Below are 18,168 nucleotides of genomic sequence, written 5' to 3'. Positions count from 1 at the left end.
GGTGGTCAGTTGTGAGCTGTATTTGGGGAAAGGGATTGAGGGAGGTCAGGGGGGGGGGTGTGTGCTAGACAAAGTGAACGTGAGGGCGGTGACGGAATCTGCGGTTGTAGGACAGTTAGGGGCGGTATCGACGCCAATGGTACACGACAGAGTATTGGCGTGGGTGGCTCTGTTGGGAGGGTCGCCTAGGGTTGGATTTATAGAATGTGTACCTGCTTACCTTAATGTGACTGTTTATTATGACCCTTATAAGGTGTATGAATCTCAGCCTTCCCATGTAACGCCTATATCTCCTTTTGAAATCGTAAGGACTTACATAAATGGGCTACTACATAAATTAAACGATGACAGGAAAAGATTTACTGGACAAAAGGTTGTCATCCCTGTTCTCTATGGGAGTGATTATGGCCCAGATTTAGAGTATGTCGCCAATTATCACAATTTGTCCATGGAGGATGTCATTCGTATTCATACGGAAAAAGAATATTTGGTCTATATGCTTGGTTTTGCCCCTGGTTTTCCTTTTATTGGTGGTATGAGTAAACAAATTGCTACTCCTCGCAAAAGTACACCCCGCTTAACTATTGCACCAGGGTCAGTGGGAATTGCTGGAGCACAAACAGGTGTATATCCTTTAGAGACGCCAGGAGGCTGGCAAATTATTGGCTGTACCCCCATTGATTTATTTTTACCTAATCAAGTACCGCCATCCTTGTTAAAAGCTGGTGATACGATACAGTTCGTATCCATATCCCTGGAGGAGTATAGGCAATATCGACGGGGAGGGAAGGAGAATGAATAGTGTACGTGTGCTCCAGGCAGGTCTGTATACTACAATTCAGGATTTGGGTCGATTTGGATATCAAAAATATGGAGTAATTGTAAGCGGACCAATGGATGCTTATTCTTTACGAATTGCTAATTTGCTTGTAGGAAATGAAGAAGAAGAAGCGGTAATAGAAATGGCGTTAGCTGGGGCAACCTTACAATTTAAAGAATCGCATGTAATTGCTATTACTGGAGGCGATTTAACGCCTAAATTAGATGGGAAACCAGTACCTATGTGGCGTCCGATTTTAGTGAGAAAAGGTTCTGTTCTCCAGTTTCAATTTGCTATTAAAGGGTGCTATGCCTATGTTTCCTTCGCTGGAGGTATTCATGTACCAAAAATAATGGATAGTAAAAGTACGTATGTAAGAGCTGGCATAGGTGGATATGGTGGAAGGACCTTACAAAAAGGCGATACTTTTGCTTGTGGTGATAGGAGCCCTATAGCAGAAGCACTCGTGCATCAATTAGAACGCGCCTCTGATTATTTACCTTGGTCAGTCAATCCTTCCCCACTCATTTCCTTTCATAATCATTCATTCATTCGAATTATGAAAGGAAATGAATTTGAGCAATTCGATAAAGAAAGTAAGTACGCGTTCTTTCATGAAAATTATACCATTACAACGCAATCAGACCGAATGGGGTACCGCTTAACGGGTCTCTTGCTATCCTTGACTGAAAAATTTGATATGCTTTCCGAAGCAGTTACATTTGGAACCGTTCAAGTTCCTCCAAATGGACAGCCTATTATTTTAATGGCTGACAGCCAAACTACAGGAGGTTATCCAAAAATTGCTCAAGTTATTTCGGCGGATTTAGCCACGCTTGCTCAAACGCAACCAAATACTTCTGTTCGTTTTCAAGAGGTACGTTTAGAGGAAGCAGAGGCGATATTGTTAGAACATAAGCGTATATTACAGCAAATAGCAGCTCGTATTAAATGGAAAGTCTTAGGATGAGTGAGAATATGTGCCGAGAGAGGTAATAGGAGAGTGCTACATCTGAAGCGGAAAAAGCGCTTTTCCTTTTTTATAGTTTGTTCGTTTTATTTTTAGGGCAAACTTATGGAAGGTGATGCATGATGAAGGCTTCAGAAGAAGAGAGTAAACAATTTGATAAAGCGTTAGATACTTTTATTGAGCTTTATAACAATATGGAAGCGGATGATCCCCTCATTCATTTTACTGATGATGTTGTGGAGCAAATTGAAGCAGCTAAACAAGTATATGGAGAAGCTCTTGTTCACGAAAAAATTAATTCCATTGTTCGAGAAGCACTTTCCTTGGTAGCATTAACGAAAGATCGGCAAGAAACAGAATCACAAGGGTAGATTTCTTTTGAAATGACTAAAAAACACGTATACACGTTCGGTTTTTGTGGTATAATAAGAACAAATGTTCTTTAGGAGGCTATACGATGAACTCCATGTTACAGTGGTCAAAGGAGAACAAGCAAAAACTGGTTCTATTTTATATGGATCAAAATAATCGAGTAACACAACGATTCATACGTGTGATAGAGATATATGAAGACTCATTTATAGCATTTTGTTTTTATCGTAAACAAGTTCGCAGGTTTAAATTTAGCTATATCCTTTCCTGTGCTCGTGTGAAAAGAAGGGGAAGTGCATAAGATGAGGATATATGATCGAGGGGCGATAAAATGGACCTCTATGATGTTGCCAGAGCATGTGGATTTACTTCAGGATATGTGGGAAAAGCTTGAGCGCAAAGAAATGCCTATTTTGGACGAACAAAAGTTGGAGGAGTTGGACGTCCAATTACAAGCTGCCGTTCGTCAGGGTATCGTTATTGAAATTAAGTACTTTAATGGTCGTGATTTTTTAACTAGCAAAGGGAAGTTAAAACAGATCACAAATGAGTATCTTTATTTGCAATCAGGCAAAGCAATTAAGCGGGGGCAAGTGTTGGACATATGGGCGTAATAGTATCATGGTTGGTGTGTGTTTCTAATTGGCGCGCCACCCTTGTGTGTATGACAAACTTGCGCTATATTTATGTAATAACTACTGCTATCGCCAGAAAAGCTTGGGCGATAGCTAAATTTTTCCAAATATGATGAAGCATTTATCAGCTCTTGAAGGTATCCGTCGTATATTAATATAAATATCACTCGTGTACATCCTACCTATTTCGCTTGCGGTTCGTAAATATCCCAGGCTGTTTTTAAAGCTTTAACAATATAATCTGCTACTTCTTCTATCATGAGAAAATCCGTCTGCACCGTTGAATGATGCGTTTGATAGATGACTTTACGTTCATGGAATAATTGCTTGATTTCTGCTAAGCTTTTTCCTTGTAATACAGGTCTACTGTCAATGAGTAAACTAATTCTATTCTTCCATGAATCCCAAGACAAATCAAGGTAGAAAACAATACACTTTTCTAAGCAAATGCTTCTAATATCCTCTTGTAGAAAAGCACCTCCACCTAATGAGATAATTTTTAATTTTTGCTCACATAAACCATGAATGATCTCTTTTTCTTTTTTTCTGAAAAACGGTTCGCCATATGTTTTAAATATATCTGTGGTTGGCATTTTAAATATGTCTTCGATGACCTGATCAGCATCAATAAAATCTCTGTACAGTTTTGCAGCTACTGATTTACCGATGGAAGTTTTACCAACTCCCATAAATCCAATTAAAACAATGCTTTTTTGACGTATAGGAATTTCATTATACATTGGGTTACCTCTTTCTGTTTTGACTTACAAATAAAGCGAATCTTCTAATTAAAGAGGATTTCATTCCTCTCTCATTTGGTTATTAATATGATCAAAATGTCCTTTGCGGTACATTTTACCTGCTTTTATCCTGTCCAAGTATTCATCTCCTAATTCTTGGAGGGGGTCTAACAGTACCTTACATCTAGGAACTTTTGATATCTTTCATTAGAAAATAACAGGTAATAAGATCACTTTATTTTATAATGGCGCATGCAAATTACTTTTAACAAAAATCCAAACAGGAAGTTACATTTTATTTATTATAAGCGAAAAACTAGCAACTTGTACAAGGAAAATCATATTTTTGTTGGCAATCCTGTCTAATAGACTTATAATAAATATTTAATAGAAGCGACGACATGTAAAAACAGATGATTTGCATTTGTCTATGAATGATGAGCAGGTAATTAGTCGCTTGAACAAAGGTGGTGACTACAACGGAAAAAGCATGAGCTTGGCGCTTTTGCGAGTGCGGAGGCTCAGTACGTATAAAATTTCAAGCAGAAAAACATAAAGTTAGTAATAATTGGTTGAAATAGTAATGCCTAAATATATTATACGAGGGGGCATAAGGTGTGAAGAGGGTAAAAATTAAAGATATACATATAGGAAAAGGAATGCCAAAGATTATCATTCCAATAATGGGAGAGACATTGCAAGAGATTAACCATGAATTAAGCGAAGCCAAACAGGAAAAACCTGATATGATAGAATGGCGTGCGGATGCTTTCTTACATGTCACTAATATAGAAGAAGTTCTCCGTTTGCTAGCAGAAATTAGAAAGTTGATCGATGATATTCCATTGCTTTACACCTTTCGTACTTATAAAGAAGGGGGGAGGAAAGAAGTAACGCTTAACTACTATGAAGAATTGTTAAGTCAAGTTATACAGTCAGGATTTATTGACGTCATTGATGTTGAACTATACATAGAACAAACGATTCGAGAAAGACTGGTACAAATTGCGCGACAAAATAATGTAATTGTTCTGATGTCTAATCATGATTTTCAAACCACTCCGGCTAATAAAGATATGCTAGCACGTCTAATAGCCATGCAAGAGACCCGAGCAGATATTGTAAAGTTAGCGGTAATGCCGCAAAATGAAGAAGATGTTTTGCGTCTATTACAAGTTGCGGCAAAAATGAAATCAACCTATGCCCAAAAGCCGTTCATTACCATATCTATGGGGCCATTAGGTATATTAAGTAGGGTTGGAGGAGAAGTTGTAGGTTCTGCCGCTTCTTTTGGCTCGGCGATACAAGCTTCTGCACCAGGACAAATAACAGCTGCTGAATTAAGGTATATTCTACAAACGATCCATCGTTATTCAAAATAAAAATAAAAAGCTACCCCGCTATAAAACGATGTAGCTGTGCCTGTTGAAAGTTATTTTTAACGTACTTCCGCAACTTCTTCAAGCAACCCACAAGGGTGGGAAGTGGTGGAGTTGTTCGCCGCTAATAGAGCGATTTGAATTTCTTGCACTTAGGAAAGCATCATATTTTTTGGTTTATAGTATAAGAAAAACAAAGGCTTTCGCCATAAGACCTGGCGACATGCCAAGTTTTTCTAATGTTTTTTCAATGGTTTGATTAGCAGAATGGAGCTGTTTTACAGGGAAGGTATAGAAATTTAAAGTTTATCGTATAAGCAGCATACGGCTTTCTGTACAAAGAATTGGCAATTAGTCTAGTTTTTCTAACATGCTTTCGCCTACCAAGTGTGCTATATGCTCATAATCTATGGAAATACTTTAATTACTTTATTGTCGATCGGATTTTACATACTATTGCATTTCTTCCGCTTCCGATAAGCGTTAAAGCAGGGGACATACTAATAATAGTAAATCCATGCTTTTCTTCCCTTATCCTTATACTTTCAACTAAAACAGATTTTCGCCAGGGTCCAATGTAAACACTCCTTGTCTAAACAAGAATAACTTTAAAAAACTCAACTATACTGCCTATTTGTTTGGTGCTGAATAGCTTGTCTAGCTAATTTGTCTGCTTGCCTATTTTGTTTTTCAGGAATCCATTTAATAAAAAAGTGCGGAAAATCAGAGGCGTGCTCACTTATTTGGTGTAATAATGGGATGAACAGTTTGTTTTTGGAGTAATTTTTCTCAATTGTATCAACAACAATTCTAGAGTCAGAGCGAAAAGATAAAATGTCAGTTGGAAATTTATCTTTGCAAATCATTAAAGCTTTAATAACTGCCTGAAATTCCGCTACGTGGTTGGAAAAATCCCCTAAGTAAAAGCTGTATCTATAATGTTGCTGTTCATGCTTGATATAAACACCTGCACCACTTGGCCCTGGATTACCATAGGATGCACCGTCTGTAAAAACTTCTATCATGTACATAGCCCTCCTTATGTGTAAGCTGATTATAGCATATGAGATGGTGTAATAACACGCTAATACTTTTGATGTATAGATAAAGAAGTATTCAACTCTATAAAATATGCTTTGTTACACTATATAAAAGTATAAAATGTTGACTCACGATAGTAAAAGAAAAATTACCACATAAGTTATAAGCCTTGAACCGAATAATATGGTCTTCTCTAGATGGATTTTTGTTTTTGTGGCACAATAAAGGAAAGGATAGAGAGGGGATTATCATGAAGTTACAACTTGTTAATGAACAAGTCTTACAGTGGAAGATGAACCAATCCTTAATGCAATCGATTCAAATATTACAATTTTCCAATACAGAACTGGTGGAGTATTTAAAAGAATTGGAAAAAGAAAACCCGCTCATTGAAGAAATAAACTATGATGACGCCGCTCTTCCATATCATTCATCTACGGATGATGTTGTAGGACCTGGAGAAATCAATGCAAGTGAGTTAAGTATGTACGACCTTTTGAAAAAACAGTTATATACATTACATATACCTGAAAAAATGCGACCTATTGTGTTATATGGTATTGATTCCATAAATGAAAACGGTTACTTGGATGTCGAGTTACAACTTTGGGCAAAGCAGTGTCACTCGACATTAGAGCAGGTAGAGCAAGCAGTAAAACTTATCCAATCACTAGAGCCAGCTGGAATCGGTGCCAGAACCTTAAGCGAATGTATTATATTACAATTAAAAATTTCTGCTGTGGATAAACCACTTGTACATGATTTATTAGAAAACCATTTACAATGGGTAGCGGAAGAAGATGTGGAAGCCGTAGCTAATGAATACGGTAAAAGTGAAACATACGTAAAGGGTTTATTTGCACAAATTAAAGCATGTCACCCCAAACCAGGACACTTACTTGATACGAAGATAGATCATTACATTATTCCAGAAGCTTCTATTTATAAAGAAAAAGAGAAATGGCAATTATCTTTTTATTCGTGGAGCACGCCAAAAATCACTTTAAATGAGTCTTATTTTCATATGAGAGGGATTGGAAAAGAGGCGGAGAAATATATTAAAGAGAAACAGACACAAATAGAAATGGTGAAAAAAGCTATTACTTATCGAGGTGATACATTAGAACGTGTTATTCAATGTATGCTTGAAAAGCAATCTCTGTATTTTGAACATGGCACACATATGATGCAACCACTAACATTAAAAGATATTGCAGACGAATTGGCATTACACGTTTCCACTATAAGTAGGGCTATTGCTCATAAATATGTGCAAACACCAAATGGCATTTTACCATTGAATTTCTTTTTGCAATCTGGTGTAAAGCAAAGCAACGGCACCAAAGCTGCTGCACTTGCAATTAAGAATATGATCGCTGACCTTATAGCGCAGGAAGATAAGTGTAAGCCACTGTCTGATGAGAAGTTACGAAAATTGATAGCTGAAAAATATACGATTCAAATTGCGAGACGTACAGTCACGAAGTATAGAGAGCAACTACAAATACCATCATCGACGAAAAGAAAGGAATGTTAATTTTGGTAATGATCCATTTTTATACAAAAAAGGCTTGTCTTTTATGTGATGAAGCAAAACTTATGTTGGAATTTTTTCAAGATGAATACGATTTTAACGTTCGAGAATGTGATATTTATACGAATGATCTTTGGTTAGAGAAATATCAGTTATTAATTCCTTGTGTAAAAGTAAATAATGCAATATTGGACGCATCCCAACTAAATTGGGAGACGCTAAGAAATTTTTTAGATCAATATGTAGGTAATAAAAGATGAGATAAGCGCATTATTTTTTTGTTAGTGCTTTATGTGCTTTTTTCAATAATTCATCCAAGTATTTGATATAAACATAAAATACTTAAACATACTATACGAAGAGCTTATTAGTTATTATCCTGCAGTTTTTTTAAATAATAGGGAGAGGTTATTTAATATGGGGCATGTTGTTTTTATTCATGGGCTTGGGCAAAGTGCATCCAGTTGGCAGGAAACGATTGCTTATTTATGCGAATATCGTAATATATATAGTCCAAACCTTTCTGCGATGCTTCAGCATAAAGAGGTTACGTATCAAAATTTGTATGCTAGTTTCACCACGTACTGTAAAGATTTGGACGAACCGTTAAACCTTTGTGGGCTTTCATTAGGCGGAGTATTAGCTTTAAATTATGCAATCGATTATCCCAAAAAGGTAGCCTCATTAGTATTAATAGGTGAGCAATATAATATTCCTAAAATGTTGTTTAAATTGCAAAATATGGTATTTAAATTTGTTCCGAAATCTTCTTTTGAGAATATAGGGTTTGAAAAGAAGGACTTTATTCAATTAACAAATACAATGACTACGCTAAATTTCAGTAAAAAATTAAGTGATATTATGTGCTATACCATGGTTGTTTGTGGTGAGAAAGATCATATAAATAAAAAAGCATCAAAAAAGTTTAGCTGAACATATTCCAAAATCAGAACTTCAAATGGTGACAAATGCTGGACATGAAGTAAATGAACAAGCTTCGAAAGAATTAGCGAAAATTCTAAAATCTTTTTATGAGAGAAATCACTTGTTTTGGTTGTACTATAGGCGGTATAAAATTTTAAGGTTTATTGAATTAAGAAACTGTAGTATCGATATAAAGACTTGGCGATAAGTCAAGTTATACTTCATATTTTGTCTATTGAAATTTGCTTCACATAATTTTAACATTAAATCGGTTGTGTAATTAAATAAATTTGGTATAATATACATGTAAGCAAGAAAACATAAAGCAAGGGAAAATTTTTTTTGCAGCTTCCGGGACGTAATAATTCCGCCCGGGACTCCAAAAGACCAGGCGAAGGAGTCCTTAGTAATGAGAAACTTGATTCAACTACAAAAAAGGCTGCTACCTGATCTGTTGGATGTGATGCAACGACGTTATGCAATGTTACGCACCATAGATTTGTTGGAGCCAATAGGTCGCAGGGGACTAGCTGATAACACAAATGTTACCGAAAGAACTGTACGAGGAGAAATAGAACTTTTACAGGAACAAGATTTAATTCAAATTACTGCTAAAGGTATGTTTATCACAAAAGCGGGTAAATTAATCTTGGAACAGTTAGGTGCATTTATGAATGAAATCATGGACTTGCGCGCACTAGAAAACAAACTAAAAGATGCACTATCCATTACTGACGTTATCGTTGTTCCTGGAAATAGTGATGATCATGAGTGGGTCAAGCAAGAAATGGGAAAGGCTTGTGTAACCAGTTTGAAAAATATGATTGGTGAACATCCGACCATTGCTGTAACTGGTGGAACGACAATGGCTGCAATTGCAGCGGCAATGACACCTTTTGAACAAAGCAATGAAGCTCTTTTTCTTCCAGCTCGAGGGGGGATTGGCGAAAAGGTAGAAAACCAAGCGAATACGATCGCAGCTGAAATGGCTCGTAAAGCTCATGGTGACTATCGACTACTTTATGTCCCTGATCCGTTAAGCGAATCAGCTTATCAAATGATTATCCAAGAGCCAAGTGTAAAAGAAACATTGCAGCAAATAAAAACTGCAACTGTTGTAATGCATGGTATTGGTGATGCGTTAACGATGGCATACAGAAGGAAAACAACTGCAGATATTGTGGAGAAACTACGCAAACATCAAGCAGTTAGTGAAGCATTTGGTTATTATTTCGACAAAAAGGGAAATGTTGTACATAAGGTGCGTACAGTCGGAATACAACTAGAAGATTTAGGACAAGTTCCTTTTGTTGTTACGGTTGCTGGCGGTCGCTCTAAGGCGCAAGCAATTGCTTCCTATTTCAAACGAGCAACAACAAACCTGCTCATCACCGATGAAGCAGCAGCAGAAGAGATTTTAAAGGGAATATCCACCCTTTAATATATATAATTTAATTCATTTTTAGGAGGAATTATCATGGCAGTAAAAGTAGGAATTAACGGTTTTGGTAGAATAGGACGTCTTGTATTTCGTCTAGCTCTACAAAATGAAGATGTAGAAGTAGTGGCAATCAACGACTTAACTGACGCTGAAATGCTAGCTCATCTATTAAAGTATGACTCTGTCCATGGCATGTTGAAAGAAGAAGTTTCTGTCAATGGTTCAAATATTGTTGTTGGTGGAAAAGAAATTAAAGTAATGTCTGAAAGAGATCCTGCTCAATTAGGCTGGGATAAACTTGGTGTGGAAATTGTTATGGAATCTACAGGACGTTTTACAAATAGAGAAGATGCACAAAAGCATCTTGATGCAGGTGCAAAAAAAGTTATTATTTCTGCACCTGGTAAAAACGAAGATTTAACAGTAGTAATGGGTGTTAACGATAAAGAATATGACCCAGCTAACCATCATGTTGTATCTAATGCATCTTGTACGACAAACTGCTTAGCACCGTATGCTAAAGTATTACATGACAACTTTGGTATTAAACGTGGACTAATGACTACAATCCACTCTTATACAAATGATCAGCAAATCCTTGATTTGCCACATAAAGATTATCGTCGTGCTCGTGCAGCAGCACAAAATATTATTCCAACAACAACAGGTGCTGCTAAAGCAGTAGGGAAAGTTCTTCCAGAATTAAATGGTAAACTAAATGGTGGAGCTGTACGTGTACCTACACCAGACGGTTCTCTAGTTGACCTTGTAGCTGAATTAGATAAGAATGTAACAGCAGAAGAAATCAATGCAGCACTAAAAGAAGCTGCAGAAGGTGAACTAAAAGGTGTTCTTGAATACAGTGAAGCACCACTTGTATCTACAGATATTTTAGGTAACCAGCATTCTTCCATTGTAGATGGTTTGTCTACTATTGTTCTAGAAGATAACTTAGTGAAAGTTGTTTCTTGGTACGATAACGAAATGGGCTACTCTGCTCGCTGTGTTGATTTAGCAGTATTAATGAAAAACAAAGGACTATAAGAAAAAATAGCGGGGGAGGAGCATGGTTATTCCTCCTCCGTTTTTCCTTGTAAGAAAAGATATAATATGTTTAAGTAGTCTTCGGAGAAAGGGATCTTTGTATAGTTTATGAAGAAACTGAAAAAGTTAGAACTACGCTTGACATTTTAGCGATAGCTTAAATGAAAACAATGCGATTGGTTGCTGCTAAGACGAAGAATGAATGAAGTAGAAATTAATTTTTTGGATAGTTCTATTTCTTGTACCTAACAATTCGATAGAGGGATAATTACATATCCTACATTTAGGAGGCAGAAGAACATGAATAAAATGTCAGTAAAAGACCTTGATGTTAAAGGGAAAAAAGTTTTTTGCCGTGTGGATTTTAATGTACCGATGAAGGATGGAGAGGTAACAGATGATACAAGAATTAAAGCAGCTCTCCCTACCATAGAATATTTATCCAATCAAGGTGCGATTATCATTTTAGCAAGCCATCTTGGTCGTCCTAAAGGGAAGGTCGTAGAAGAACTACGTCTCGACCCTGTAGCAAAACGACTAAGTGATTTAATTGGGAAAGAAGTAGTTAAAACAGATGCCGTATATGGTGAAGAAGTGCAAGAGGCTATTTCTAAGGTAAGCGAAGGCGACATTATTTTAGTTGAAAACGTTCGTTTCGAAGCGGGCGAAGAAAAGAATGACGAAGCATTGTCTCAGGCCTTTGCTGACCTAGCTGATGTGTATGTCAATGACGCATTTGGCGCAGCTCATCGTGCCCACGCTTCCACAACTGGAGTAGCTGAAAAGCTTCCAGCTGCTGCAGGATTTTTAATGGAAAAAGAATTATCCGTTTTAGGTAAAGCATTAGAAAATCCAGAACGTCCTTTCACAGCTATCATTGGTGGTGCGAAAGTAAAAGATAAAATCGATGTTATCGATCATTTACTTGAAAAAGTTGACCATTTAATTATTGGTGGTGGGTTAGCTTATACGTTTATTAAAGCGCAAGGTTATGAAATTGGTAATTCCCTATTGGAAGAAGACAAAATTGATCTAGCCAAGCAATTTATGCAAAAAGCTAAAGACAAAGGCGTAGATTTTGTTCTTCCAGTTGACGCTGTTGTAGCTGACAAATTTGCTGAAGATGCAAATAAAAAAGAAGTGGACATTGATCAAATTCCAGCGGACTGGGAAGCATTGGATATTGGTCCTAAAACATCAGAAAAGTATGCTGAAATTGTTGCTAAATCTAAATTAATTATTTGGAATGGTCCAATGGGAGTTTTCGAAATGGAAGCTTTCGCGGATGGTACAAAGGCAGTTGCTAATGCATTAGCAAAAACAGAAGGCTATACAGTAATCGGTGGTGGCGATTCTGCTGCTGCAGTAGAAAAATTTGGTCTAAGTGATAAAATGGATCATGTATCTACTGGTGGAGGAGCTTCTTTGGAATTTATGGAAGGTAAAGTTCTTCCAGGTGTAGCTGCTTTAACTGACAAATAAATTGGTATGAGGTGAGACGATGCGCAAAAAAGTAATTGCTGGAAACTGGAAAATGAACAAGCTAGCAAGTGAAGCGAATCAGTTTGTCGATGAGGTGAAAGTAAAACTACCTCAATCAGACAAGGTGGAGGCTATCGTTTGTTCCCCATTTCCTTACTTAGCTCAGCTTGTGGAAAAAGCAAAAGGTACAACGTTAGCAGTTGCTGCTCAAACGATGCATTATGAAGAAAGTGGTGCATTTACAGGCGAAGTAAGTCCTGAAATGCTTGCGGACTTAGGTGTAACTTATGTTGTTTTAGGGCATTCAGAGCGTAGAGAATATTATAACGAGACAGATGAAACAGTGAATAAGAAAGTGCATGCTGCATTTAAACACGGACTAACACCAATTGTTTGTGTTGGTGAAACGCTAGAACAGCGTGAAGCTAACGAAACAATGGATCATGTCGAAATGCAAGTTACAAAAGCTCTAGAAGCACTTAGCGAAGAACAAGTTGCTAACACAATTATTGCCTATGAGCCGATTTGGGCAATTGGTACAGGAAAAACAGCAACGAGTGAACAAGCAAATGAAGTTTGTACGCATATTCGTGAAGTGGTTGCAAAACTTACTTCTAAAGAAACGGCAAGCAAAGTCATTATTCAATATGGTGGCAGTGTAAAACCTGCAAATGTTGATGAATTACTGGCTCAATCTGATATTGATGGCGCATTAGTTGGCGGAGCAAGCCTTGAACCAGCATCATTCTTGCAATTAGTGGAGGCAGGTGCCAAATGAAACAAAACAAACTAGCGGCATTAATCATCTTAGATGGTTTCGCTATTCGTGACGAAGAAAAAGGGAATGCTGTCAAACATGCGAACAAGCCTAATTTTGACCGCTATTGGAATCAATACGCCCATAATCAGCTAACAGCTAGTGGTGAGGCTGTCGGTTTACCAGAAGGGCAAATGGGTAACTCTGAAGTCGGTCACTTGAATATTGGTGCAGGGAGAATTGTGTATCAAAGTTTAACCCGTGTTAATCTATCGATTAAAGAAGGCGAATTCTTTGAAAAAGAAGCTTTCATAAAATCGATGCAACATGCGAAAAAAAATGGGAAGGCGCTACACATTTTTGGTTTGCTTTCTGATGGTGGTGTACACAGCCATATTAATCACCTGTTTGCGCTTTTGAAGCTTGCAAATGAACAAGAACTAGAGAAAGTTTATATCCATGCATTTTTAGACGGACGAGATGTTGGTCCACAGACTGCTAAAACATATATTAAGCAAACACAAGATAAGATAGCAGAATACGGAGTCGGGCAAATTGCGACGATTTCTGGACGTTATTATTCCATGGATCGGGACAAGCGATGGGATCGTGTGAAAAAAGCATATGACGCCATGGTGTACGGAGAAGGTCCGAAATATACGGATCCACTCGCTGTTGTGGAAGAGTCTTATGCTAGTGAAATTTATGATGAGTTCGTTATTCCATCCGTTATTACGAATGAAGCTGGTGACCCAGTTGGAACTGTGGAAGATGGGGACTCCATTATTTTTTATAACTTCCGTCCAGATCGAGCTATTCAAATCTCACGTACATTTGCCAATGAAGATTTTCATGACTTTGACCGTGGAGACAAAGTGCCGAAAAACTTAGACTTTGTTATGTTAACGAACTTTAGCGAAACAGTAAACGGCTATGTTGCCTATGAGCCGGTTAATTTAGATAATACAGTTGGTGAAGTTTTAGCACAGCATGATATGAAGCAATTGCGAATCGCTGAAACGGAGAAATACCCACATGTTACGTATTTCATGAGTGGGGGACGTGAAGCGGAATTTCCAGGTGAAAAAAGAATCTTAATTGATTCACCAAAAGTAGCGACATACGATTTAAAACCAGAAATGAGTGCTTATGAAGTAACGGACGCGTTATTAGAAGAACTCGAAACGGGTGATCGTAATGCGATTATTTTAAATTTCGCCAATCCAGATATGGTTGGACACTCTGGCAAATTAGAGCCAACTGTTAAAGCTATCGAAACTGTTGACGAATGCCTCGGAAAAATTGTTGATAAAATTATTGAACTTGGCGGACACGCTATTATTACAGCCGACCACGGTAATTCGGATGAAGTCATTACGCCAGAAGGAAAGCCAATGACAGCTCATACAACGAATCCGGTTCCTGTTATCGTTACAAAAGAGGGTATCAGCTTACGTGAAGGCGGAATTTTAGCAGACTTAGCACCAACCTTACTTGATTTATTAAATATTGAAAAGCCAAAAGAAATGACTGGCGAATCATTAATAAAATAATAAAACTAACAAACGTTTTGAAAAAAAAGGAGACGATTTGAATGCCATATATTACAGATGTTTACGCACGTGAAGTATTAGATTCTCGCGGTAATCCAACCGTTGAAGTAGAAGTATTTACAGAATCAGGTGCTTTTGGTTCTGCATTAGTTCCTAGCGGAGCTTCTACAGGAGAATATGAAGCAGTAGAATTACGCGATGGCGATAAAAGCCGCTACCTAGGTAAAGGTGTCTTAAAAGCAGTGCAAAATGTGAATGAAGTAATTGCACCTGAACTATTAGGAATTGATGTAACACGTCAGAATATTATCGATGCACTAATGATTGACTTAGATGGCACTGATAATAAAGGAAAATTAGGTGCAAATGCTATTCTAGGTGTTTCCATGGCTGTTGCACACGCTGCAGCAAGCTATTTAGAAGTACCACTTTACAACTATCTTGGCGGATTCAATGCCAAAACATTACCAACCCCAATGATGAACATTTTAAATGGTGGGGAGCATGCAGACAACAACGTTGATATTCAAGAATTTATGATTATGCCAGTGGGGGCAGAATCATTTAAAGAAGCACTTCGTACAGGTGCAGAGATCTTCCATTCCTTGAAAAATGTATTGAAATCGAAAGGTTATAACACAGCTGTAGGGGATGAAGGTGGTTTTGCACCAAACCTTGGCTCTAATGAAGAAGCATTACAAACGATTGTAGAAGCTATTGAAGCAGCTGGCTATAAGCCTGGTGAAGAAGTGAAATTAGCAATGGACGTAGCCGCTTCTGAAATTTACGAAGATGGCAAGTACAACTTAAAAGGAGAAGGTGTTGTACGTACTTCTGCAGAAATGGTTGACTGGTATGAAGATATGATTAGTAAGTATCCAATCATTTCTATTGAAGATGGTTTAGATGAAAACGACTGGGATGGTTTCAAACTTCTAACAGATCGTCTAGGCAAAAAAGTACAACTAGTTGGGGATGACTTGTTCGTAACCAATACAGAAAAATTAGCTAGAGGTATTGAACAAGGAATTGGTAACTCCATCCTTATTAAAGTGAACCAAATCGGTACTTTAACGGAAACATTTGAAGCTATCGAAATGGCAAAACGCGCTGGTTACACAGCTGTTATCTCTCACCGTTCTGGTGAAACAGAAGATGCTACCATTGCAGACATTGCTGTAGCAACAAACGCTGGTCAAATTAAAACAGGTGCTCCATCACGTACCGATCGTGTAGCTAAATACAATCAATTACTACGTATTGAAGATGAATTAGCTGGCATGGGCGAATACGCTGGAAAAACAGCATTTTACAACTTGAATAAATAACAAATAGTTAGCGACCTCCCTGTTCGTGTAATAGCGAATCGGGAGGTTTTTATTTGGCTTTTCATCCGCACATCTAAGAAGTTCTGTATAACTTTGTAGTGAAGTAAATATTGGGGAGCTTTCGTGCTATTTAGGCTAGATTTCGGAAAAATGTTTAAGATTCTATGGCTATAGTATAAAAAATACAATGATTTTCGTTATAGAGGTAAGTCAAGTTTTTCAGTCTTCCCACTGTGTTACTACATGAAGGACAGGTATGGCTGCGCCAGCCAAACATTTATAAAGGTTTTTGGCTTTATTATGGTTTGCGCTTTAATTAGTGCAGTCATTTATTTCATATTGTTGTTTAGGATCTTATCTGAAAATGATGGAGGGAATAGAGAAACAAAAAGACCTATTAAAACTTGCTAAATCCCTTCAAATATGGCATAGTTACTTATGGAAAGACAACTATATAATAGCATACAAGCGTTGTAGGGGGACCAGTGTTGCTGGTTGAGATTGTATCCTTAAGATACGGACTCTTAGAACCTGATCTGGGTAAAACCAGCGTAGGGAACATGTCGATAAGAAAGTATCATTTGCATGTGCAAAAAGCCCTAGGTGTACGTAATCGCCTAAGGCTTTTTTTAAACTTATGCGTGCTTTTCAAAATGATAAACATCCAATATGAACAACAAATCTAAGAGAATGGATTGTTGCTAGACTTCCCAATCAGGTCATTTATCCATCAATGAAGGGGAAAGCTAAGTCGATCTTGAAATAAAGTTTTCCTTATTCTCTGCACCTTACATAGCTGTAGTTATACTGGAGGAGGAGACAGATTGAAAAAATTTATTATGCTTAACTTGCTCATTGTTTTACTAACAGCATGCAATGCAAATGACAGTGAGCAAGGTAAAGAAGAAAAATCAGCAGATAAAGCACGAAAAGAAGTTTCTGTAGTGCTTGATTGGACGCCAAATACGAATCATACAGGACTCTATGTAGCGAAGGAAAAAGGCTACTTTGAAGAGCAAGGATTGGATGTTGATATTAAGATGCCAGGAGAAGCAGGTGCTGATCAATTAGTGGCTTCTGGTAAGGCTGATTTTGGTGTAAGTTACCAAGAAGGGATTACGGAAGCAAGAGTACAAGATATCCCTATTGTATCAATTGCAGCAGTTATTCAGCATAATACGTCTGGATTTGCCTCGCCAAAGGAAAAAGATATTACCGAGCCTAAAGACTTCGAAGGAAAAACGTATGGCGGCTGGGGTGCCCCCCTTGAAAAAGCAGTAATTAGCTCGTTGATGAAGCAAGATGATGCTGACGTTGAGAAAGTGGACATTGTTAATATGGGCGATACCGATTTCTTTACTGCGGTAGAACGTGATATTGATTTTGCTTGGATATTTTATGGTTGGACAGGCATTGAAGCGGAACTTCGAAATGAAGAGATCAATATGGTTTATCTTACTGATTATACGGAAAAATTAGATTACTATACGCCAGTATTGGCAACCAATGAAACGATGATAGAAGAAGACCCAGATACGATTAAGCAATTTTTAGCTGCTGTAACAAAAGGGTATGAACTAGCAATTGAAAACCCTGATGAAGCGGCCGAGATTTTAATTCAAGCCGAGCCTGATTTGGACGCAGACTTAGTAAAGGCAAGTCAAAAATGGTTAGCGGATAAGTATCAAGATGATGCAGCTAGATGGGGCGAACAAAAACTAGAAGTATGGGAAAATTATTCGACCTGGATGTATGACAATGATTTACTTGATAAGCCTCTGGATAGCGAAAAAGCGTTTACGAATGAATTTTTACCAAACAACTAAGCAAGAGCAAGAATTCGTTAAACAATAAATGAGCAAACGTCATATTATTTTGCTGGCTAGTCTAAGATACAAACAGAAGAAACGGAGGAGACGTCATGGCTAATGCGCTTGTAAGTGTACAAATTATACCAAAAACGAAAAACGGGGAAGATGTAATTCCTTATGTAGATGAAGCGATTGCAATTATTGATGCTTCTGGGGTTCCTTATCATGTAAGCCCTTTGGAAACGACGATGGAAGGGGAATTATCCAACTTGCTTGAGATTGTGGAGAAAATGAACCAGCGGATGGAAGAATTAGGTTGTCCAAGCGTTATTTCGCA

Annotated in this window: 19 protein-coding genes and 1 riboswitch; of the genes, 17 read left to right on the top strand and 2 right to left on the bottom strand. The window is 37.6% G+C overall.

The window, feature by feature from the left end; all coding sequences use genetic code 11:
* The first annotated feature begins 61 nt into the window (after positions 1 to 61).
* The 5 genes from pxpB to HLX49_RS14500 all read left to right on the top strand — a co-directional run bounded on the left by pxpB (position 62) and on the right by HLX49_RS14500 (position 2,776).
* A complete protein-coding gene (pxpB, locus tag HLX49_RS14520) occupies positions 62 to 802 on the top strand; it encodes a 5-oxoprolinase subunit PxpB (protein WP_296362761.1) in 741 nt (246 codons plus the stop codon).
* Positions 795 to 1,790: a 5-oxoprolinase subunit C family protein gene (locus HLX49_RS14515; RefSeq protein WP_101932374.1), complete on the top strand. Its 996-nt coding sequence runs from the start codon at positions 795 to 797 to the stop codon at positions 1,788 to 1,790. The genes pxpB and HLX49_RS14515 overlap by 8 nt, the downstream gene beginning before the upstream one ends.
* Positions 1,791 to 1,909: 119 nt before the next feature.
* Positions 1,910 to 2,161 (top strand): atypical membrane-integrating protein (Mistic protein), encoded by a 252-nt coding sequence (locus tag HLX49_RS14510; RefSeq protein WP_237342761.1) that lies wholly within the window; start codon positions 1,910 to 1,912, stop codon positions 2,159 to 2,161.
* A gap of 86 nt (positions 2,162 to 2,247) precedes the next feature.
* On the top strand, positions 2,248 to 2,463 hold the full coding sequence (locus HLX49_RS14505) for a hypothetical protein (protein WP_101932373.1): 216 nt from the start codon (positions 2,248 to 2,250) through the stop codon (positions 2,461 to 2,463).
* 1 nt (position 2,464) lies between these two features.
* Entirely contained in the window at positions 2,465 to 2,776 is a 312-nt protein-coding gene (locus HLX49_RS14500) for a YolD-like family protein (RefSeq protein ID WP_296362759.1), read from the top strand.
* Between the two features lie 203 nt (positions 2,777 to 2,979).
* On the opposite strand, the gene HLX49_RS14495 is transcribed toward HLX49_RS14500, so the two are convergent.
* The gene (locus HLX49_RS14495; protein ID WP_296362757.1) at positions 2,980 to 3,537 is read right to left on the bottom strand and encodes a shikimate kinase; all 558 of its coding nucleotides are present in this window, start codon (positions 3,535 to 3,537) and stop codon (positions 2,980 to 2,982) included.
* Between the two features lie 617 nt (positions 3,538 to 4,154).
* On the opposite strand from HLX49_RS14495, the gene aroD reads away from it, so the two are divergent.
* Positions 4,155 to 4,919 (top strand): type I 3-dehydroquinate dehydratase, encoded by a 765-nt coding sequence (aroD, locus tag HLX49_RS14490; protein ID WP_296362755.1) that lies wholly within the window; start codon positions 4,155 to 4,157, stop codon positions 4,917 to 4,919.
* Positions 4,920 to 5,533: 614 nt separating this feature from the next.
* Here the strand turns inward: aroD and HLX49_RS14485 are convergent.
* Entirely contained in the window at positions 5,534 to 5,941 is a 408-nt protein-coding gene (locus tag HLX49_RS14485; protein WP_296362754.1) for a ribonuclease HI family protein, read from the bottom strand.
* A gap of 266 nt (positions 5,942 to 6,207) precedes the next feature.
* Here HLX49_RS14485 and rpoN point away from each other — a divergent pair, with 266 nt between their 5' ends.
* The 11 genes from rpoN to HLX49_RS14430 form a co-directional block, all read left to right on the top strand.
* Positions 6,208 to 7,494, top strand: coding sequence for an RNA polymerase factor sigma-54 (rpoN, locus tag HLX49_RS14480; RefSeq protein WP_296362752.1), 1,287 nt, complete (start codon positions 6,208 to 6,210; stop codon positions 7,492 to 7,494).
* Positions 7,488 to 7,751, top strand: coding sequence for a glutaredoxin family protein (locus tag HLX49_RS14475; protein ID WP_077705229.1), 264 nt, complete (start codon positions 7,488 to 7,490; stop codon positions 7,749 to 7,751). Before rpoN ends, HLX49_RS14475 begins: the two co-directional genes overlap by 7 nt.
* A gap of 157 nt (positions 7,752 to 7,908) precedes the next feature.
* Positions 7,909 to 8,424, top strand: coding sequence for an alpha/beta fold hydrolase (locus HLX49_RS14470; RefSeq protein WP_217697389.1), 516 nt, complete (start codon positions 7,909 to 7,911; stop codon positions 8,422 to 8,424).
* Positions 8,425 to 8,824: 400 nt separating this feature from the next.
* Positions 8,825 to 9,856, top strand: coding sequence for a sugar-binding transcriptional regulator (locus HLX49_RS14465; RefSeq protein WP_077705227.1), 1,032 nt, complete (start codon positions 8,825 to 8,827; stop codon positions 9,854 to 9,856).
* Between the two features lie 36 nt (positions 9,857 to 9,892).
* Positions 9,893 to 10,900 carry a type I glyceraldehyde-3-phosphate dehydrogenase gene (gene gap, locus HLX49_RS14460; protein WP_077705224.1) on the top strand — a complete coding sequence of 336 codons (1,008 nt, stop codon included), beginning with the start codon at positions 9,893 to 9,895 and terminating at the stop codon, positions 10,898 to 10,900.
* Between the two features lie 300 nt (positions 10,901 to 11,200).
* Positions 11,201 to 12,382 carry a phosphoglycerate kinase gene (locus HLX49_RS14455; protein ID WP_073007493.1) on the top strand — a complete coding sequence of 394 codons (1,182 nt, stop codon included), beginning with the start codon at positions 11,201 to 11,203 and terminating at the stop codon, positions 12,380 to 12,382.
* A 19-nt stretch (positions 12,383 to 12,401) separates the two neighbouring features.
* The gene (gene tpiA, locus HLX49_RS14450) at positions 12,402 to 13,160 is read left to right on the top strand and encodes a triose-phosphate isomerase (protein ID WP_077705221.1); all 759 of its coding nucleotides are present in this window, start codon (positions 12,402 to 12,404) and stop codon (positions 13,158 to 13,160) included.
* Complete coding sequence (gene gpmI / locus HLX49_RS14445; protein ID WP_101932367.1) at positions 13,157 to 14,692, top strand: 2,3-bisphosphoglycerate-independent phosphoglycerate mutase; 1,536 nt, start codon at positions 13,157 to 13,159, stop codon at positions 14,690 to 14,692. Before tpiA ends, gpmI begins: the two co-directional genes overlap by 4 nt.
* Before the next feature lie 41 nt (positions 14,693 to 14,733).
* Positions 14,734 to 16,020, top strand: coding sequence for a phosphopyruvate hydratase (gene eno, locus HLX49_RS14440; RefSeq protein ID WP_101932366.1), 1,287 nt, complete (start codon positions 14,734 to 14,736; stop codon positions 16,018 to 16,020).
* 465 nt (positions 16,021 to 16,485) lie between these two features.
* A riboswitch (TPP riboswitch) is annotated at positions 16,486 to 16,595 on the top strand.
* Positions 16,596 to 16,844: 249 nt separating this feature from the next.
* Positions 16,845 to 17,846: an ABC transporter substrate-binding protein gene (locus HLX49_RS14435; protein ID WP_296362743.1), complete on the top strand. Its 1,002-nt coding sequence runs from the start codon at positions 16,845 to 16,847 to the stop codon at positions 17,844 to 17,846.
* 95 nt (positions 17,847 to 17,941) lie between these two features.
* A partial coding sequence (locus tag HLX49_RS14430) for a thiamine-binding protein (protein WP_296362742.1) occupies positions 17,942 to 18,168 on the top strand: 227 nt, incomplete at its 3' end.

Source organism: Virgibacillus sp. (assembly GCF_013393565.1).
GTDB classification, from domain to species: Bacteria; Bacillota; Bacilli; order Bacillales; family Amphibacillaceae; genus Virgibacillus; species Virgibacillus dokdonensis.
This window is presented reverse-complemented; position numbering and strand designations above follow the sequence as displayed.

What these genes read in the sequence shown, in the direction of transcription:
- HLX49_RS14515 (WP_101932374.1), top strand. Translation starts at nt 795, where the DNA reads ATGAATAGTGTACGTGTGCTCCAGGCAGGTCTGTATACTACAATTCAG.
- HLX49_RS14510 (WP_237342761.1), top strand. Translation starts at nt 1,910, where the DNA reads ATGATGAAGGCTTCAGAAGAAGAGAGTAAACAATTTGATAAAGCGTTA.
- HLX49_RS14505 (WP_101932373.1), top strand. Translation starts at nt 2,248, where the DNA reads ATGAACTCCATGTTACAGTGGTCAAAGGAGAACAAGCAAAAACTGGTT.
- HLX49_RS14500 (WP_296362759.1), top strand. Translation starts at nt 2,465, where the DNA reads ATGAGGATATATGATCGAGGGGCGATAAAATGGACCTCTATGATGTTG.
- HLX49_RS14495 (WP_296362757.1), bottom strand. Translation starts at nt 3,537, where the DNA reads ATGTATAATGAAATTCCTATACGTCAAAAAAGCATTGTTTTAATTGGA.
- HLX49_RS14485 (WP_296362754.1), bottom strand. Translation starts at nt 5,941, where the DNA reads ATGATAGAAGTTTTTACAGACGGTGCATCCTATGGTAATCCAGGGCCA.
- rpoN (WP_296362752.1), top strand. Translation starts at nt 6,208, where the DNA reads ATGAAGTTACAACTTGTTAATGAACAAGTCTTACAGTGGAAGATGAAC.
- HLX49_RS14475 (WP_077705229.1), top strand. Translation starts at nt 7,488, where the DNA reads ATGTTAATTTTGGTAATGATCCATTTTTATACAAAAAAGGCTTGTCTT.
- HLX49_RS14470 (WP_217697389.1), top strand. Translation starts at nt 7,909, where the DNA reads ATGGGGCATGTTGTTTTTATTCATGGGCTTGGGCAAAGTGCATCCAGT.
- HLX49_RS14465 (WP_077705227.1), top strand. Translation starts at nt 8,825, where the DNA reads ATGAGAAACTTGATTCAACTACAAAAAAGGCTGCTACCTGATCTGTTG.
- gap (WP_077705224.1), top strand. Translation starts at nt 9,893, where the DNA reads ATGGCAGTAAAAGTAGGAATTAACGGTTTTGGTAGAATAGGACGTCTT.
- HLX49_RS14455 (WP_073007493.1), top strand. Translation starts at nt 11,201, where the DNA reads ATGAATAAAATGTCAGTAAAAGACCTTGATGTTAAAGGGAAAAAAGTT.
- tpiA (WP_077705221.1), top strand. Translation starts at nt 12,402, where the DNA reads ATGCGCAAAAAAGTAATTGCTGGAAACTGGAAAATGAACAAGCTAGCA.
- gpmI (WP_101932367.1), top strand. Translation starts at nt 13,157, where the DNA reads ATGAAACAAAACAAACTAGCGGCATTAATCATCTTAGATGGTTTCGCT.
- eno (WP_101932366.1), top strand. Translation starts at nt 14,734, where the DNA reads ATGCCATATATTACAGATGTTTACGCACGTGAAGTATTAGATTCTCGC.